The sequence below is a fragment of the Orrella sp. JC864 genome, from assembly GCF_037026685.1.
GTDB lineage: Bacteria > Pseudomonadota > Gammaproteobacteria > Burkholderiales > Burkholderiaceae_B > Orrella.
Map to the genome: position 1 here is coordinate 115,896 of NZ_JBANET010000006.1, position 14,518 is coordinate 130,413.

23 protein-coding genes are annotated in these 14,518 nt (G+C 66.4%); 2 read left to right on the forward strand and 21 right to left on the reverse strand.

Annotated features, from left to right (window positions below; all coding sequences use genetic code 11):
- Window positions 1-2 precede the first annotated feature (2 nt).
- The 9 genes from V8Z80_RS08200 to V8Z80_RS08240 form a co-directional block, all read right to left on the reverse strand.
- Complete coding sequence (locus tag V8Z80_RS08200) at window positions 3-344, reverse strand: hypothetical protein (protein WP_336061649.1); 342 nt, start codon at window positions 342-344, stop codon at window positions 3-5.
- Window positions 341-856 (reverse strand): zinc-finger-containing protein, encoded by a 516-nt coding sequence (locus tag V8Z80_RS08205; protein WP_336061650.1) that lies wholly within the window; start codon window positions 854-856, stop codon window positions 341-343. The genes V8Z80_RS08200 and V8Z80_RS08205 overlap by 4 nt, the downstream gene beginning before the upstream one ends.
- Window positions 857-858: 2 nt before the next feature.
- A complete protein-coding gene (locus tag V8Z80_RS08210) occupies window positions 859-1,401 on the reverse strand; it encodes a tape measure protein (protein ID WP_336061651.1) in 543 nt (180 codons plus the stop codon).
- A gap of 2 nt (window positions 1,402-1,403) precedes the next feature.
- Window positions 1,404-1,778, reverse strand: a complete 375-nt coding sequence (locus V8Z80_RS08215) for a DUF551 domain-containing protein (RefSeq protein WP_336061652.1) — start codon at window positions 1,776-1,778, stop codon at window positions 1,404-1,406.
- 2 nt (window positions 1,779-1,780) lie between these two features.
- Window positions 1,781-2,035 carry a hypothetical protein gene (locus V8Z80_RS08220; protein WP_336061653.1) on the reverse strand — a complete coding sequence of 85 codons (255 nt, stop codon included), beginning with the start codon at window positions 2,033-2,035 and terminating at the stop codon, window positions 1,781-1,783.
- Window positions 2,036-2,110: 75 nt separating this feature from the next.
- Entirely contained in the window at window positions 2,111-2,371 is a 261-nt protein-coding gene (locus V8Z80_RS08225; RefSeq protein ID WP_336061654.1) for a hypothetical protein, read from the reverse strand.
- Window positions 2,364-2,768, reverse strand: coding sequence for a hypothetical protein (locus V8Z80_RS08230; RefSeq protein ID WP_336061655.1), 405 nt, complete (start codon window positions 2,766-2,768; stop codon window positions 2,364-2,366). Before V8Z80_RS08230 ends, V8Z80_RS08225 begins: the two co-directional genes overlap by 8 nt.
- The gene (locus V8Z80_RS08235) at window positions 2,761-4,488 is read right to left on the reverse strand and encodes a hypothetical protein (protein WP_336061656.1); all 1,728 of its coding nucleotides are present in this window, start codon (window positions 4,486-4,488) and stop codon (window positions 2,761-2,763) included. Before V8Z80_RS08235 ends, V8Z80_RS08230 begins: the two co-directional genes overlap by 8 nt.
- The gene (locus V8Z80_RS08240; protein ID WP_336061657.1) at window positions 4,485-6,281 is read right to left on the reverse strand and encodes a DNA cytosine methyltransferase; all 1,797 of its coding nucleotides are present in this window, start codon (window positions 6,279-6,281) and stop codon (window positions 4,485-4,487) included. Before V8Z80_RS08240 ends, V8Z80_RS08235 begins: the two co-directional genes overlap by 4 nt.
- A gap of 59 nt (window positions 6,282-6,340) precedes the next feature.
- Here V8Z80_RS08240 and V8Z80_RS08245 point away from each other — a divergent pair, with 59 nt between their 5' ends.
- Complete coding sequence (locus tag V8Z80_RS08245) at window positions 6,341-6,601, forward strand: hypothetical protein (protein ID WP_336061658.1); 261 nt, start codon at window positions 6,341-6,343, stop codon at window positions 6,599-6,601.
- Here V8Z80_RS08245 and V8Z80_RS08250 read toward each other — a convergent pair.
- The 10 genes from V8Z80_RS08250 to V8Z80_RS08295 all read right to left on the reverse strand — a co-directional run bounded on the left by V8Z80_RS08250 (window position 6,598) and on the right by V8Z80_RS08295 (window position 11,896).
- Window positions 6,598-6,891 (reverse strand): hypothetical protein, encoded by a 294-nt coding sequence (locus V8Z80_RS08250; protein WP_336061659.1) that lies wholly within the window; start codon window positions 6,889-6,891, stop codon window positions 6,598-6,600. The genes V8Z80_RS08245 and V8Z80_RS08250 overlap by 4 nt on opposite strands.
- On the reverse strand, window positions 6,884-7,273 hold the full coding sequence (locus V8Z80_RS08255) for a hypothetical protein (RefSeq protein ID WP_336061660.1): 390 nt from the start codon (window positions 7,271-7,273) through the stop codon (window positions 6,884-6,886). The genes V8Z80_RS08250 and V8Z80_RS08255 overlap by 8 nt, the downstream gene beginning before the upstream one ends.
- A complete protein-coding gene (locus V8Z80_RS08260; protein ID WP_336061661.1) occupies window positions 7,270-7,560 on the reverse strand; it encodes a hypothetical protein in 291 nt (96 codons plus the stop codon). Before V8Z80_RS08260 ends, V8Z80_RS08255 begins: the two co-directional genes overlap by 4 nt.
- The gene (locus V8Z80_RS08265) at window positions 7,557-7,787 is read right to left on the reverse strand and encodes a hypothetical protein (RefSeq protein ID WP_336061662.1); all 231 of its coding nucleotides are present in this window, start codon (window positions 7,785-7,787) and stop codon (window positions 7,557-7,559) included. Before V8Z80_RS08265 ends, V8Z80_RS08260 begins: the two co-directional genes overlap by 4 nt.
- Window positions 7,784-8,050: a hypothetical protein gene (locus tag V8Z80_RS08270; protein ID WP_336061663.1), complete on the reverse strand. Its 267-nt coding sequence runs from the start codon at window positions 8,048-8,050 to the stop codon at window positions 7,784-7,786. Before V8Z80_RS08270 ends, V8Z80_RS08265 begins: the two co-directional genes overlap by 4 nt.
- Window positions 8,047-8,292, reverse strand: a complete 246-nt coding sequence (locus V8Z80_RS08275) for a hypothetical protein (RefSeq protein WP_336061664.1) — start codon at window positions 8,290-8,292, stop codon at window positions 8,047-8,049. Before V8Z80_RS08275 ends, V8Z80_RS08270 begins: the two co-directional genes overlap by 4 nt.
- Window positions 8,289-8,615 (reverse strand): hypothetical protein, encoded by a 327-nt coding sequence (locus V8Z80_RS08280; protein WP_336061665.1) that lies wholly within the window; start codon window positions 8,613-8,615, stop codon window positions 8,289-8,291. Before V8Z80_RS08280 ends, V8Z80_RS08275 begins: the two co-directional genes overlap by 4 nt.
- Window position 8,616: 1 nt before the next feature.
- Complete coding sequence (locus tag V8Z80_RS08285) at window positions 8,617-9,033, reverse strand: hypothetical protein (RefSeq protein WP_336061666.1); 417 nt, start codon at window positions 9,031-9,033, stop codon at window positions 8,617-8,619.
- 188 nt (window positions 9,034-9,221) lie between these two features.
- Window positions 9,222-9,689 carry a hypothetical protein gene (locus tag V8Z80_RS08290; protein WP_336061667.1) on the reverse strand — a complete coding sequence of 156 codons (468 nt, stop codon included), beginning with the start codon at window positions 9,687-9,689 and terminating at the stop codon, window positions 9,222-9,224.
- A gap of 50 nt (window positions 9,690-9,739) precedes the next feature.
- Window positions 9,740-11,896, reverse strand: a complete 2,157-nt coding sequence (locus V8Z80_RS08295) for a DNA cytosine methyltransferase (protein WP_336061668.1) — start codon at window positions 11,894-11,896, stop codon at window positions 9,740-9,742.
- 56 nt (window positions 11,897-11,952) lie between these two features.
- Between V8Z80_RS08295 and V8Z80_RS08300 the strand changes: the two genes are divergently transcribed.
- On the forward strand, window positions 11,953-12,204 hold the full coding sequence (locus tag V8Z80_RS08300; RefSeq protein WP_336061669.1) for a hypothetical protein: 252 nt from the start codon (window positions 11,953-11,955) through the stop codon (window positions 12,202-12,204).
- Here V8Z80_RS08300 and V8Z80_RS08305 read toward each other — a convergent pair.
- Window positions 12,201-12,707, reverse strand: coding sequence for a hypothetical protein (locus V8Z80_RS08305; RefSeq protein WP_336061670.1), 507 nt, complete (start codon window positions 12,705-12,707; stop codon window positions 12,201-12,203). The genes V8Z80_RS08300 and V8Z80_RS08305 overlap by 4 nt on opposite strands.
- A 27-nt stretch (window positions 12,708-12,734) precedes the next feature.
- A complete protein-coding gene (locus V8Z80_RS08310) occupies window positions 12,735-14,510 on the reverse strand; it encodes an AAA family ATPase (protein ID WP_336061671.1) in 1,776 nt (591 codons plus the stop codon).
- Between the last annotated feature and the right edge of the window lie 8 nt (window positions 14,511-14,518).

Sequence of the window (14,518 nt, forward strand, 5' to 3'; positions counted from 1 at the left end):
GGTCACTTCTCCGGGATGATGGCGAGCGGGGCGCCGCCAGTGGCGATGCGAGGGTCATCACACAGATACAGATGGCCGCTGAATGTGGCTTCTATATTCAAACCACCACAACCAGGAGTGATCTGTGCAGAAGCCACCGGCCGCAGTTCGGCAATCAGGTCGGCGCGGGCCTGGGCGTAAGCTGCTTCCCACGTTTCCCAGGCCGTGTGCGCCTGCATGAGCAGGTAGCGCCCGGCGCCATCTCGCCGGATAGCGCGCGCGGCCATTTCCGGCGAAAGGTCGTTGCGTGTGAACCAGCGATCGAATGCCTCGCGCACGGGATCGGGTTCGGTTTGTTCGGTCATCGGCGCTTCTCCCCGGTATCAGAATCTGCAAGTTTCGTCATGCACGCCTGTTCGGCGGCGCGGCACGCGTCGATATCGAATAGCCCGAAGTGGCAACGGCGCGCGTCAATACCCATGACCTGTGCAAGCCACGCGTAGGTACGGTCGCGCTGGCCATGAAAAAAATGCTCGGCGACATCAAAGAACAGGCGCTTGGTGCTCTTTCGGAGGGCGCGCAGGTCGGCATTTGCCATCGTGCCAAGTGGCAAATCGGTGTCTGGGTGCAGTCCGATGTAGGCGCCGCAGGCGTCGCATAGATAGACATAGGGCCAGTCGCCGAACTTGCGCCCGCGGTAGATTTCGGCGTTGGACGCCAAGCGCACCGCGCCGCCGCAGCAGTCACATGCTGAGGGCGGCGCGACGCGATCCCTTACGCGTCCAAGGGCTCGGCGCGAGACGTAGGGCAGCGGCGCTGGTGCGGTGAGCTTCTGGGTGCTCGAGGCGCGCGGGTCGATACCGAGAATTTCGATCATGGTCACCCCTCCCTGTCTGAAGCGGAAGGTGCCGCCACGGATTGACGGCCCACGTGCCAAAGAGTACCGATGTACTCGCTGAACGCATTGCGCACGGTGGTCGGCATGCCTTCCACCTGGCGCATGATCTCGTCGTAGCTCCCGGCAAGCGCCTGCGCGATCATGTTGACGGACAGCTGCCCGCTAGCGCCCAACTTGCGGATCTCTTCCGCCGACTTTCCGCTGTGCTGCGCCAGGACATCGACCAGGCTGCCCAGGGACGAATAGATCGTGATCCAGCCATAGGCATCCAAGCGGCCCTTCTGTAGCGCGACGGAGAGGGCACCCTGGGCGGCCTGGGCGCGATCCGCGCTCGTTGCATTCACGACCAGCAGCCCTGCAAACGCGTCGATGGCGTCCCGGCTCTGCTCCAGCGACATCCCCATCTGCCGCAGGACCGGCGAGACGCGGTAGTGGCGGCCGCCGGCAGCATTGCGACGGTGGCCCATGAGGATGATGTCGTCGATATCCTGCTCCGTCAGCGCCGGCTTGATGTCGTCTTGCATGGTCATTCCTCCTTGGCACGCTGGGCGTCGGCTGGCGGGGCAGGAAGGGGCTGCCAATGCGTGACGGAGGGGCCGCTCATTTCGATGAACTCGCGGTGCTCGCCCTGCCAGCGCTCGATGGGTTCCAGGTATTCGCCAGACATCCAGGCGCCTACGCCAGTCCAGCGCCCGTTATGCACGAGCACAGGCTCGTCAGGTTCCGGCAAGCGATCGCGCACGTCGATCCACTGCTGCCGTCCCTCCCTATCAGCGAGGACGCGCAACACTTCACGCTCGATGGCGCGGCCATGATCGAGACGCTTCAAAGGGGATTGGCCGAAGGTGCCAACGGCGAGAATCTGGGCATCCGTCAGCACGGGTTTGATGTCGTCTTGCATGGTCACTTCTCCGGGAGGATGGCGCGCACGTCTGCAACGAGCATTGTGCCGGCCACTGCACGGTCGATGAGGCGCTTGTGCATCTCGGCGATCAGGTCGGCACGGGCCTGGGTGTAGCAGGCGCGGCCGTATGCCTCTATGTCGGCCACGCAGTGGGCCCGGTTGCTGCCACCGGCTATCTGGCTCAGCCAGTCATCGTCAGGCGAGTGGAAGCCGAAGGGCAGCGGCGGCAGCGCCGACTTGATGTCGTCAGGCATGGTCACTTCCTCATGACGAAGAGGATGTAGAGGAGGGCGATGATGATGCCGGCGCCGGCCAGGCCGAGCGCGATTTCATACCAGGGCATGGTCAGCCACCTTCTTGCGGATGCAGGGAAAGGGAAAGGAGATCGGCCGGCTGCCTTGAAAGTGGCTGATGAACTCGCCATATTGGAGTGTCCACCGGCGGCCGCACTCGGTAGTCACGCTGCGCGTGGTCACCTTGTCGATGACTACCTCCGAAATCACCGACCCGTTTCGGTCCAGAATCTGCGCGATGTCGCCGGGCTGCACGGCGCCCAGAGGTTGAGCAGGGACGTAGGTAAGGTCAGACATGCTCGCCTCCTGCTGCGCGGGCGGCGTCGATGGCGTCCATCAGCGCGTCGATGTTGTTGGCGTCGGCCCAATCTAGGCAACATTCGGTGCTGTTTTCATGGGCGTTATCTGCCATGAACTGGCTGATCGCCTCGCCCACGCGCTGGCGCTCGGCTTCCGCACCCTGTGCCTGCCCGCTGGCATGGCCAGTATCCTTCGGCGCAAAGGCCGGAGCTTCCTTGAGCAGTTCCGACAGCTTCACCTGGAACTGATGGATGGTCCGACCACCGCCCCAAGGCTTGGGGCCAGCCAGGCGGTGGCCGCCATCGTCATTCGCCACGTACAGCGCGAGACCTTCCGGTCCTCTGACGACTTCGATGAAGACGTGGTCGGGTTTGAGTTTCGGCGGCTTAGGCATACTCGCCTCCTGCTGCGCGGGCGGCAGCACGGTCCAGGCGCTCGATCTCGGCCAGGATCAGTGCGGCGGCTTTCACGAGATCGCGGCGTGGCGTGGTCGGCTTCCACCATGTCGCGGCCCACGGCCAGTGGATGTAGGGGCGGGCGGTCAGCGGTTCGTGCAGCACACCGGATAGCCTCTCCCATGCGTGTCGTGCGTAGCAAACCGCGGCGCCGGCAATGCCTCCCGGCTCGTGCTCGTCGTCGTGCTCCGGCGTCAAGCCCTCGGCCTCGACCTGGCGGCGCCGCTCGGCCAACACGTCACGCGCAGCCGCCGTTAGCTCTGCCGCCGCATCCTGCCCGCTGGCCTGGGCGGCCGGCCCAGCCAGGTGCTTGCGCCAAATGGTGGAGGCAGCGAGCAGGTCTGCGGCCCGTTGCGATCCGGGCGCGCACTCGTCGGCCATCGCGTCCAGCCGGTCTGCCACCGTTGCGCCGGGGTAGTCCGGCTGGGCCTGGGCGGCAACGGGGGCGGGTCCGTAGATCGGAAACTCGCGGATGCCGTTTTCGATGCGCGAGTGAGGGAACAGCGCGTCATAAACCGGCGTCGGCAGCCATTCCGGCAATTCGTCCTCGGGGATCCAGTGCAAGGGCTGCGCGCTCGCGGCAGGCTGCCCGACATAGATGGGCGTGCCGGCCGGGAAAGAGTCGCGCACAATGCCGGGCTTCCAGATGAACCATCTCGGGTCGTCCGGCTCCCAAGTGCCGACCTGCGTAACGCTCGCGGCAGGCTGGGTCGCAGGCGGAGCGCCCACACGCTCGTCGATCAGCCCATAGTGCGAAACTGCATCCGGGATTTTCCTGTCGCTCGGTCGCGAGGTCGCGACAGGCTGGGCGGCAGCTTGCATGGCCCGCCACACGGCTACGACAACCTCGCGGGGGTACTGGTAGGATGTCCCCATACCGGCCGCTCTGATGCCCGCGTCGATCATCTGCTGCGTTGGTTCCACGCTCGCGGCAGGCTGCCCGTGGCGGGCAAACAAGGCGCGACCATAGGCGACAGACAGGCTTGGCCCCAATCCAACCGACTCTCCCACTGCGATCAGTTCCTTGTCGCTCGGCGCGGCCTTCTCCTGCACCGCTGCTGGGGGAGTGGGCGCGGCGGCGAGCACGTCCGCGATGACGCTTTTCATCGAGTCGACGCGCACGCCCTGGAGCGCGGCCACCCATTCGTCGGTCGGCTCGACCGGCACCAGCTTCCAGCCGGGTTGCACTGCCGGGGCGCTTGCCTGGGCCTGATTGCCCGCCGCAGCGACCAGCGCGGCGTACAGCGCATCCTCGCTGCCGTACACATCCCGCTCATTGCGCAGTACCGCCCGCATCGCGTCCGTCAGGGCTGGCATCGCGGACGGCCTCGCATACAGCGGCATCCCCGCGGGCAGGTATTCGGTAATGTGGCAGGACAGGCCGCTCGCCGTGTAATCGTTGGCGACGCGGGCGATGGGCTCGTCTGGACCGGAGGGATTTGCCTGGAGGGCGTCCATGCGGTCGGCCAGGGCGTAGAGGTCGGCCACAGCCCGTTTCGCGGCTTCGGCCGCTTCAACTCGGAGCGGGTGCTGCTCGACCAGGTTGCTGGTCAGCGTGTCGAGGATCGCAGCGGCATTGCGCACGCGCTCGCTCGGGCACTCGCCCTGCACAGGCTGGGCCTTCTCGACCTCGGAGGGATGGGGGGTGGGGGTGGTCATGCTGCCTTCCTCATGAGCAGTTCGCTGGGCGCATTGGCGGCAATGAGCGCAACCGCTGGCGGTGGGCTGACGCTGTTTCCGACCATATGCACCTGCTGGGATTTGGTAAACCGCCGACCGTCATGGCCGTGGGTGATGATGTAATCGCGAGGGAAGCCCTGCAGGTCGTACAGTTCCGCCGGCGTGAGCATGCGCAGGCGAATATCGACCACTACATATGGCGTGCCGTGCACATAGACGGTGACAAGCGCCAGACGGTCTTTCGTGGTCAACGTGCTGGCGGGCTCGCGCAGGTCGCCCCATTGCCCGCCCTCGCCGTAGTAGCGCATCAGGAAGGCGGCCACGCGCAGCGCGCCGGCCTCGACATCGGGCGCCAGGTCGTACTCGACAAGGCCGTACCGCGCGGCACCGGCCAGGATGGTCTGCGCGGGCTCGCGCAAGTCCGAGCCGGTCACGTTCTGGCTCATGGTCGTCAGGTGCGCCGTGATGAGCTGCTGCTGGCTGCCGGTGTTGGTGATGGTCGACGCCGCCCGGCGCAGGTCGTGGGCGGGCGTGGTGTTGTAGCCGCCGTTGGCCTGGACCATGAATGCGCTGGCTGTCGAGAACGACGCGCTGCTCGCTGCAAATGTGCCAGCAGGATCCCTTGCGCTGCGCGCGCCAGTGCCCCACCGTTGCGCGCGGCCGGGCTTGCCTTCACCGTGCGATGCCTGGACAAGCACTGGAGCGATGACGGCGCTGTCGCCCTTCCGGGTGATGGTGTAATGCGGCTCGCTGGCAGGCCGGGGCTCGCTTTGCCCAGCCCGGCCGCCCACGCCCGCCAGCACGGGCGCGGCCAGCATCAGCTCGCCACGATTCGCCCCGGTGATGGTCCTGGCCGGTTCGCGGATACCGTGCACGCGGTCGGCACCTTGATGCGTCGCGGGTACGATGAACGGATCGGCGCTGTCCAGCACGTATCGCTTCATGCCGCGCGCGATGCGGCGCATCGTGGCGTCGGCCAGCGGGCGCGGCCGGTTGAAGATCGACCGGCCTTCGATGCTCCAGTCGATGCCGTCGGCGGCCGGGCGCCAGCCTCGTTGGCCCTTGGCCGGCCTCTTGTGGTGCGTCGGCTCGGGCCAGACGATGGGCAGGCCGTCGCGGCGCGCCATCATGAACAGGCGCGTGCGCGTGGTGCCGGCGCCATAGTCGGCGGCGTTGAGCTCGCGCCATTCCACGACATAGCCCATGCCGCGCAGGATGGCCACGAGGCGGCGCCAGTGGCGGCCCCATCCCTTGGTGTCCGGCACCAGGTACTGCTGCTGCACCGGCACGCGCTCGCCCGGCTGGGCCACGGTGCCGTCCAACCGAACCACGCGGCCGGTGGCGGGATCGCGCTTGGCGACCAAGCGGCCCCACTTCAGTATCTGGACGACGTTCTCCAGGCTGATGATGTCGGGCTTGACCGTGCCGGCCCAGCGCACCGTAACCCAGGCCAGCGCCCTGATGTTCTTGCGCCGCGGCTGGCCGCCCTTGGCCTGGCTGTGGTCGGTGCAGTCGGGCGACAGGTGCAGCCAGCCCACGGGCATGCCGCCAGTCGCCTGGCGCGGGCAGACCTCCCATACGTCGGCGATGTGATGCTTCGCCTGCGGGTGGTTCGCCTCGTGCATGCTCAGCGCGTCGGGATTGTGGTTGATGGCGACGTGCACGTGTTGGCCGGTGGCTTGTTCGTAGGCGGTAGACCAGCCGCCGCCGCCGGCGAAGATGTCCACGACCAGTTTGGGTGCGATTTCAAGTACGAGTTGTGGGCTCTGCATGCTGGCACTCTGATGGGGGTGGGGTACGATCGACCCGCTATAACTCTGGGGATACCGTCATGGAACAAGGTCGAAGCGGAATCGTGAAATATTCGCCCGTCCAGGAGAGCTATCGCGGGTTCGTAATCGACGCCTGGGCGCAGAAGGATGAGCGCCTCCCGGCTTACTACGGCAATGCCCGCTGGTATCGGGCGGAGGAAAATGCGCCCAGCCATTCGTTGGGTAGCGGACTCCGCAAGGCTTGCGATGACTCTCGTGAAGCCACCGAGTGGGCCTTACAGCATGCGAAGCGCCTTATTGACGAAGCGGAAGCGGGTTAGCATTCCGGCGCCTTCATCCTCGCGGTTGTTTGCGATTCCACGCCTTGGCTGTGGGAGAGGGCGGCGCGGGCGCGTTCCCAGGATTCGATGCTTGACTCGCCGGCGTGCCAACCGTCAGCCTCAAGCGCTACCAATTCGGCCAGTGCCTTGCGCAGTGCATCCCGCTCGGCCAGCAGGGCTAGGATGACTTCGGGATTGACGGCGGCGCGGTATTCGGAGATCACGTCGGGGTGGCAAAAGATATTCCGGCGCTTCGCAGCCTTTCTCAGCGCTTCGTAATTGTCATCCATTGCGTGCTCCCGATAGTGCGGCGCGAGCGGCATTTATCCCGTCGCCGCGCTGCCCCGTGGTCAGCAGGTCGCGTAGCACTTTCCTCGCCTCATAGGCCATCGCCTCGGGGTAGTGTCGGTTCGGCGTGCCGGGCTCGTTGTTCACGTGCCAGAGATAGCCATAGGCTCGCTGGACGGCCTCACGCAGCCTCGCCACCTCCGCGTCCTTGCGCTCGATCTCTTCGGCCTGCTGGCTGCTGATGCGCACGTACTCGCTGATGTCGTGTATCAGGGCACTGTGTTCGTCCAGCAGGGCTTGAATCGCTGCGGAGAACTCGGACAGGTGCCAGTCGCTATCGGAGTCTGCCAGCGCGTTCCGCAGCTTCTGCGTATCAACGGTCATGGCTGCCCTCCAGGCGTTTCGCCGTCGTGCTCGGTGCCATGCAATGTGACGGGCTCTGCAAGGCGTGATACATGGTGCACAGGGTCGACCTGGATAACGCCGGGGCGCCTCATCGCCCGACGGGCCAGGTAGACCAGCCAGCCGTACAGCGGCAACACCACTGCGCACTGCACGTCGAACCAGAACTCCAGCCACGGCCAGCGGGCATGGATGTACTGGCGGCTCGTGTTGGTTAGGATCGGGCAAAGCAGAAACCAGCCCTTGTGGGTAAACGTGATCGTGGTCATTGGCTGGGCTCCTGGGTGCGGGCGCGGAGAAGGGCATCTGCCAGGGCGTTGGCCTGGTCCACGGTGATGTAGACTTCCACCGCTTGAGGCCGGCTGATGATCTTGCCGGTCTGCCCGCTGTACGCCTGCTCGGTCATAATCGACAGGCGCACATATGCGGTGGGTGTCCGTTGCGGATCGATCCGAGCAGTGTTGCCGTCGAGGTCGATGAAGATTGGCTTGCTCATGCTCCCTCCTGGGTGCGGGCGCGGATCATGGCGTCGGCCTGAAGCAGTCCGAGCCGGTTGGCCTCGATGCCGATGGCTTCGCGTGATTCCGTGGGGTGGCTGGCGGTGATAGCTAGCACCCAGGCTGCGCTGAACTTGGCCGCGAAGTAGTCGCGCAGAGACATTCCCGGCACCGTTTCAGTGCCCGTCCTGTCGCCCATCTGGTAGTAGCGGAATGCGCGCTCACCTGGAAACGCCGGCCCGCCGTCTTCGATCTTGCTCATGCTCCCCCCTGGGTGCGGGCGCGGTGGGAAGCCCACGATTGAACGATCAGGGACAAGCGGGAGTCGGCTGAGTAGCGCTTGAAGGCGCCGTTCCAAACAACCCCCATCCAGTGGCCCTTGTGCTGGACTTGGAAGCCACGGCGGAAAGGGTCGGTGTGGTCGCGTGTAGCGTGTCCGTTGCTCTCGCAGAACTCGCGGAACTCCGCCTCATCCTCGCTGGCGATCCAGTGCTTGGCACTCATGCTCCCTCCGTATGGCGGGCGGTAGCGGCGGCAGCGCGGACAATGGCGCGGCGGGTGGCGGCAACAGCATCATCCCCGTGCGCCTCTTTGATATTTATTTCCAGTCGCTGCGCCCACGACTCTCCCTGTCGATGACTGCATACGATGAGGTTCAGCTTCACCGCCAGCCGCAGCGCATCGCCGTCGTCGGTGAGGGGGTTCCATATGCTGCCACCGGGGGTCAATGCCCCAGGGTCCTTGGAATGGATGAACGGCTGTTCCGCGAGCGCGATGCCAGCAGCCTTCGCCGCCAGTTCCAGCAATTCCTTGTCTGTCTCGCCCATGTCAGGCTCCTTGCTCGGGGTAAAGCGCCCTGAACCGGCTGAGCGTGGCTGCGCGCGCCGCTTCGGCATCGCGTGCCGCAGCATCCGCGCGCAGCTCGGCCGCGCGGACGTACTGCTCAATCTCTTCCTCGAAGCGCTCGAAGTCCGCCGTGATCGCGTGTGTCCAGGGGCCGCGATGCACCCAGCCTGGGCCGGTGCCGTTGAACTCGTACCGGCTGCTGAACCATTCCGTCTTGTCGTAGACCAGCAGGGTGTCGCCGGCATCGTCCACGACCCAGATCCGCAGGTGCTGGCCGGTGTCGTGACGGTGCAGTTGGAAGCGATGGCGGCCCTCCTGGAACTCCAGGGTGTAGTGGCCGTCGTGTTTGCGCAGCCGGTATTGGTTCAGCTTGCGCATGATTTCGAACCAGTCGGGCATGTCAGGCTCCTTGGGTGTGCTGAGCGTCTAGCAACCGCTTTGCAAGCGTGCTGATCGCTTGGTCGATCAATTCCCGGGGCGCTTCGGGGAAGTCGCTGGTCGGCGCATTCTTGCGAGTGGCCACGGTCCTATATTGCTCGCTACACAACAGCCCGTAGGCGTGTAGGTGGGGCCGAGCGATAGGGCGCTTATGCGTCTGCCGTCTCGTGCAAGGATCCAACGCGTTCGACCATGCGGCGGTCGTACAGGAACTCGAGGATTTCTCCGTCGCCATCCACGAATCCTAGAGCGATGTCGCCCACCTCGGCGGCGCGCGCCGTGCCGTGAGCGCCTTGGCGATACGGCACGGCCAGCACCTGGGTGACGATGCAGTGTTCCCCCGGGCGCGGCCACTTGAACCGGTCGGCCGCCCAGGGCCGCAAGCGCACGATGTCACCGACTGCGAACGGCTCGGCGAGAGCCCCTTCCAGCAGGCCGGCGAGCTGCTCGGCGTCGGCGGCCATGATGGGGCCGTAGTCGGGGGCGGGTAACGTGATTTGGGACACGGAAACGGGCGTCCCTGCTTTGATGACCTCGGCCATCTCCTTCGGGATCGGCGCGCCGAGCTCTTCCAAGAGCTTTTGCAGTTTCTCCGGCGCAATTTGAATTTTTTTCATGGGAATACCTTTATGTGGGTGGTGTGTGGTGCCGTACTGGGCAGGCGCCTTCAGGTCGCGTTCACGTCGTTTCCGCGAACGGCCAGCGCAGTGGCGATAGGGCGCACCCAAATGGGCGTGCTGGACAGCTGAAACGACTCGCCGGCGCGCGCCAGCAGAATGGCGCGGCCGATCTCTTCGGCCATCGCCTGGGCGGCCTTGCGCGGGACAGCGTTGCCGATGCGTTCGCGCCAGGCCTGGTCGGAGTTGCCGTGCAGCACAAACTGCTCGGCGGCCTCGGCATAGTCGTCGGGGTCGTAGAGGCTTTGCAGTGCGGCCAGGTCCAGCGTCGTGAATGGCCTATGCCACTTGCCGTCCAGCGCGCGGATGACGCACACCAGCTTGTCGGTGGCCTCGGGCAGCCTCCAGTCGGCCACGCTCCAGCGTCCGTTGTCGTGACACGCGGCCGCCGACACGGCGCCGGACGGCTCGGCCGGGTCCACGACGCCGTAATGGCCGGCCGTCAGGTAGTTGTCGCCGCGGCCGCGGGCCATGTTCGGGCGCGGGTCGGCCACTGCATAGGCTCCGGTGTCATCGCCGCCGATTACCGTGCGGGAGGGCGCATCGAAGGCAGTAACCGGGTACTTCGTGAAGAGCCGGCTCCCCTGAGCGGCCGGCCGCGGATCGGCCACGGATAGGTAGCCGCCTTGGACACCCTTGCCGCCCGCCGTCACAGTGCGGCTGGCTTCGTGCCAGGCGGTAACCGCCAGGTGGCCATGCCGGCCAGCCCAATCCGGGGCCGGGTCAGCCACGCACTGGCCGGTACCGTGCGCACCGGTAACGGCGCGTGCTTGGCCGTCGAATGGGACGATCCGGAACTCGTTGGAGTGCTTGGCCGGGCCGGCGTGGCGAGGGTCCGCGACGCACTGCCCACCGCTGGAGGGACCGTGGCCGCTGCTCACGGTACCAGCGCTTCCATCCCAGGGCACGACGCGGTAGACGTTCTTGTGCGTGTCTGAGCCATAGCCGCGCGGGTCTGCGACGCTGAACGTTCCCTGGCCAGGCGACTTCACGCCGATGACCGCGCCCGCCGTGTCGTCCATGCTCATGACGCCGTACTGCTGATACTGCGCCGCGCCGTCTTGCGCACGCGGATCCGCGACGGCAAACCGGCCGTTGCTGGGTAGCGATTCTCCCGCCACGGCGCCCGTAGGCGCGCCCCAGGCGTTCACCCCGTAGCCGGCCGAATAGACCTCCTGGCGTGGGTCGGCCACGCTGTATGCGCCGTTGGTCGGGCCGCAGCGGCTGGATACCGTCCCGCTGGCACCGTTCCATCGCTGCACGCCCAGGAACCCGTGGTGCGCCTCGGGCACGATCAGGTAGTCGCGCAGATACCCGTTCTCGACCGCCAGCCGGTTCAGGCTGCGCCAGTCCTTGCCGGCCTCGACGAAGGCCAGGCGCACCCAGGTTTTCCAGTTCAGGCTCGGGATGCGATGCATGGGCCCGGCGGCCGGGTCGCCCGGGCGCCAGTAGCGGCTCAGGATCTCGCCCACGGAGCGCAGCGGCCGCTTGGGCGGCTCGTAGATGAAGGGCGGCACCTTTTCGGCGTGCCGGGCGATCAAGAGGAACCGCTTGCGGCTCTGGGCCAGGCCGCCCAGCTCGCCGCAGTCGTGCGTGGTTTCGCGCACCACGTAGCCGTAGTGGCGCAGCATGCCGGTGATCTGGTCGAGCAGGTGCCGGCCGCGCGTGGCGATGCGCGGCACGTTCTCGAACAGGATCACGTCGGCCGGATCGTCGGCCCAGGCCTCGAGCATCAGCCAAACGCCGCGCAGCGTAAGGCGGTTCAGCGCCTGGTACTTGGCGGTCACGCTACGCGTCTCCGACAGCAGGCCGGAGAACCCCTTGCAGGGCGCGGAAAGGAACACGATGTCGGGCCGCCGGCCGTGCGCAGCCGCGTGCAAGTCGCCGGGCATGGCTTCGACCCAGCCGGGCCCGGGCTCGCGCCCATGAAAGGCCATGTACTGCTTGCGGTCGAAAAGGTCGCGCACCGTGCCGCGCACGCCCGTAAAGCGGTGAAAATCCTCGGCGCCGGCCGGATCTACGTCCATGCCGCCGATGCACACCATGCGGCCTCGCATGCCAGGGATCTCCGGCCGGGCGTCCTGGAAGCCGGCGGCGCCGCCGCCCAGGCCGAAGAACAGGTGGAAATGGTTGATATCGGTGATCAAACGTCACTCCAATGTTTTAGGCTACGATTAGGCGCATAGCCACCGAGGGGATGCCTATGCAATCGAACAACCCGATTCATGTGAATGATTACCGTGAGGGCTACAGCTACGCGGTTCACTGCGAGAAGCACGGAACCGGTGCCGCGCCCTGGACGGTCGCCGTGGAGGTGTTCAGGAACGACGAGCAGGTCCTGCCGCGGCGTAGCGAAGATGACCGTTCCCACGCGACCTATGAGCAGGCCAAGGATGCCGGGGTCAAGCTGGCTTGCCAGCTGATCGATCAGCTGATTTCCTCGAGCACTCGTTAAGGTCGACTGCCCGGGGGGCAGCGCCCGCCGTCCGGCGTGACGATGTTCTCCAGAGCGGCTTTGATTCGGCATTGCTGGAGCAAGTCGATTTGGTCCACGCGGGATCCGGTTGCCATCGCCCGCCGCAGCACCGGCAAGTCCGCCCGCAGCTTCGCAATCGTTCCTGACTGCACTGGCACCAGGTAGCGGCACGCGATCATGAGCTCGCGGAGCCCGTCCAGCGGAAGGGTGACGCCGTGGCGTATCGACATCATTTCGAAATGCCACAAGACGCCTTCGAGGGCACCCGCCGCGTCATACTCGCGGCCGTCTCTTCCAATGACGATGGGTGTGCCCCGCTCGTCGGTATCGAGCGTACCGTCCCGCTCCAATTGCTCCACCATGTGCTCGAGTGGGCTCAGGACAAGGTGCGAGCCGACGAGCATTGGCGGCTCGGAAGGCTTGGGACGGTACGGCTTGTTTCGCGCCTTAGCCCGGCGCGCCTTCCTGTGGGGGTTGCTCATTGGCGGTGACCTCCTGTTGGTGGGGCGCTAAGCCGCCTTTTGCTGCAAAACCGTGTCGCCGAGGGCGCCGTCTTGCAGCCAAAAGGCGGTATAGGCGTCGGTCGGGGCGCTGGGCGGCGCCTTGAGCGTGCCCAGCAAGATGGCCGTGTCGATTCGGCCGCTCTCGGCAAGCACGTCGAGCAGATCGATCACCTCCACACGGCCAGCCATGTTCAGGATGTCGAAAGCATCCAGCAACACGCAGCGCAGGCCGGACAGCTCGGCGATGGCCAGGGCCAGTATCGTGTCGGCGCGCCACTGCGCGGACGCGGACTGCATGCGGTACATGCGGCCGCCGGCGCGAATGGTCATGTCCGGATCAATGCGGACCGTCGCCCAGCCGGCCAGCTCGGACAACTCGGCCAACAGGGCGTTCACGGGACGCAGAGCGTCGGCCAGCAGCTCGCCCGGAATGCCGTCGGGGGCCAGCGCCGCCGCGATCTTGAGCCATTCGATGGCGTCGGCGTGGTGCTTGGCCGCCTCGGCGGTCTTTTTGTCGGCCTGTTCGGAGGCACGCTGGGCCGTCAGCAGGTCATGGTGGCGCTTGCTGAGTGCGGCGCGCTTCTCTTTGAGTTGCTGCAGCGCCTGCTCGGCAGCCTGCAGGTCGGACGGCTCGACCACCTCCACGGCGGCGGCATCCGTGCCGCTGGCGGCCGCCTCGCCCGCAGCGATGTCGCGGCGGTCGTTGTTGACCGCGCGCTGCATGAGGTCGCGGGCCTGGATGGCCTTGGCAAGCTCCGCAGCAGCGTCAGGGTCGCCCTGCCCACCCAGCTTCCCGTATTGGGCCTCGTAGGAGGCCAGCGCGGCCTCGGCGGCCAGATCGTCGGCCGTCTTGCTGGCGTCGGCGGCGGTGAATCCCAGCAGGTAATCCACTGCGCGCGCAAGGTCGTGCACGAGGCCTTGACGCGGCCCGGTGCCGGCGCGGGCGGTGAGATCCTCGACCTTGGCCTGCCATTCGGCGAGCTGCTTCTCGTCCACTGCGAGCTTGTTGCGCAGGGCCGGCAACTGCGCGGCTTGCTTCTCGCGCTGCGCGGCCTGGGCCTGGTAGGCCTGGAAGGCGCTGGCCTTCTCGCGCAGCGCGCCCAGCGACTGCTGGTGCCCGCCGATGCGCTCGTCCAGCTCGGCGATTTCGCCGTTGATGGCGGTCAGCGCCGCCAGGTCGAATTCCGGCTTGGCTGCGCTCCAGCCCGGCGCCTTCTTCTCTCCCCAGGCCTCGCCGGTCACGCCGCGCCAAGCCGATTTGCAGTCCTTGGCCTGGCCGGCGGCATAGTCGTGCGCCGCCGGGAAACCGCTGCGCAGCATCGGCAGGACGCCGCTGGCCAGTGACTCGGCGCAGCCGCGCGCCTTCATGCGCTCGAGCACGCTGGCGCTACTGGCGGCCACCTTGGTCAGCTTGAACAGCAGCGTACGCCGTTCGTCGGTGGTCGTGCTGGCAAAGCGGGACGGTTGCAGCACGAACGGCAGAAACGGGTTCTCCGGGGCGTTTCCGTGCGCCTTGCCATCCGGCAGGCTGACCGACACGCCGGCGCCGTCAACATCGACGAAGATATGTCCCTTCGTGGCGCCGTCGGTGACCATTTCGCCCATCTCTTTCTTGAGCGCGACCCGGGTCTGCTCGCCGGTGAGCGCCAGGCGGATCGCCTCGCACAGGCTCGATTTGCCGGCCTCGTTGTCGCCGCCGATCATGGCCAGCGGTGTCGGAATGGACAGGTCCACGTGGCGAAGGGCTTGGAAATTCTGGATTTCCAGGTGTTGGATCTTCATGTTGGTCC

Coding starts and splice junctions, on each gene's coding strand:
- V8Z80_RS08200 (WP_336061649.1), bottom strand. CDS start 344: ATGACCGAACAAACCGAACCCGATCCCGTGCGCGAGGCATTCGATCGC.
- V8Z80_RS08205 (WP_336061650.1), bottom strand. CDS start 856: ATGATCGAAATTCTCGGTATCGACCCGCGCGCCTCGAGCACCCAGAAG.
- V8Z80_RS08210 (WP_336061651.1), bottom strand. CDS start 1,401: ATGCAAGACGACATCAAGCCGGCGCTGACGGAGCAGGATATCGACGAC.
- V8Z80_RS08215 (WP_336061652.1), bottom strand. CDS start 1,778: ATGCAAGACGACATCAAACCCGTGCTGACGGATGCCCAGATTCTCGCC.
- V8Z80_RS08220 (WP_336061653.1), bottom strand. CDS start 2,035: ATGCCTGACGACATCAAGTCGGCGCTGCCGCCGCTGCCCTTCGGCTTC.
- V8Z80_RS08225 (WP_336061654.1), bottom strand. CDS start 2,371: ATGTCTGACCTTACCTACGTCCCTGCTCAACCTCTGGGCGCCGTGCAG.
- V8Z80_RS08230 (WP_336061655.1), bottom strand. CDS start 2,768: ATGCCTAAGCCGCCGAAACTCAAACCCGACCACGTCTTCATCGAAGTC.
- V8Z80_RS08235 (WP_336061656.1), bottom strand. CDS start 4,488: ATGACCACCCCCACCCCCCATCCCTCCGAGGTCGAGAAGGCCCAGCCT.
- V8Z80_RS08240 (WP_336061657.1), bottom strand. CDS start 6,281: ATGCAGAGCCCACAACTCGTACTTGAAATCGCACCCAAACTGGTCGTG.
- V8Z80_RS08245 (WP_336061658.1), top strand. CDS start 6,341: ATGGAACAAGGTCGAAGCGGAATCGTGAAATATTCGCCCGTCCAGGAG.
- V8Z80_RS08250 (WP_336061659.1), bottom strand. CDS start 6,891: ATGGATGACAATTACGAAGCGCTGAGAAAGGCTGCGAAGCGCCGGAAT.
- V8Z80_RS08255 (WP_336061660.1), bottom strand. CDS start 7,273: ATGACCGTTGATACGCAGAAGCTGCGGAACGCGCTGGCAGACTCCGAT.
- V8Z80_RS08260 (WP_336061661.1), bottom strand. CDS start 7,560: ATGACCACGATCACGTTTACCCACAAGGGCTGGTTTCTGCTTTGCCCG.
- V8Z80_RS08265 (WP_336061662.1), bottom strand. CDS start 7,787: ATGAGCAAGCCAATCTTCATCGACCTCGACGGCAACACTGCTCGGATC.
- V8Z80_RS08270 (WP_336061663.1), bottom strand. CDS start 8,050: ATGAGCAAGATCGAAGACGGCGGGCCGGCGTTTCCAGGTGAGCGCGCA.
- V8Z80_RS08275 (WP_336061664.1), bottom strand. CDS start 8,292: ATGAGTGCCAAGCACTGGATCGCCAGCGAGGATGAGGCGGAGTTCCGC.
- V8Z80_RS08280 (WP_336061665.1), bottom strand. CDS start 8,615: ATGGGCGAGACAGACAAGGAATTGCTGGAACTGGCGGCGAAGGCTGCT.
- V8Z80_RS08285 (WP_336061666.1), bottom strand. CDS start 9,033: ATGCCCGACTGGTTCGAAATCATGCGCAAGCTGAACCAATACCGGCTG.
- V8Z80_RS08290 (WP_336061667.1), bottom strand. CDS start 9,689: ATGAAAAAAATTCAAATTGCGCCGGAGAAACTGCAAAAGCTCTTGGAA.
- V8Z80_RS08300 (WP_336061669.1), top strand. CDS start 11,953: ATGCAATCGAACAACCCGATTCATGTGAATGATTACCGTGAGGGCTAC.
- V8Z80_RS08305 (WP_336061670.1), bottom strand. CDS start 12,707: ATGAGCAACCCCCACAGGAAGGCGCGCCGGGCTAAGGCGCGAAACAAG.
- V8Z80_RS08310 (WP_336061671.1), bottom strand. CDS start 14,510: ATGAAGATCCAACACCTGGAAATCCAGAATTTCCAAGCCCTTCGCCAC.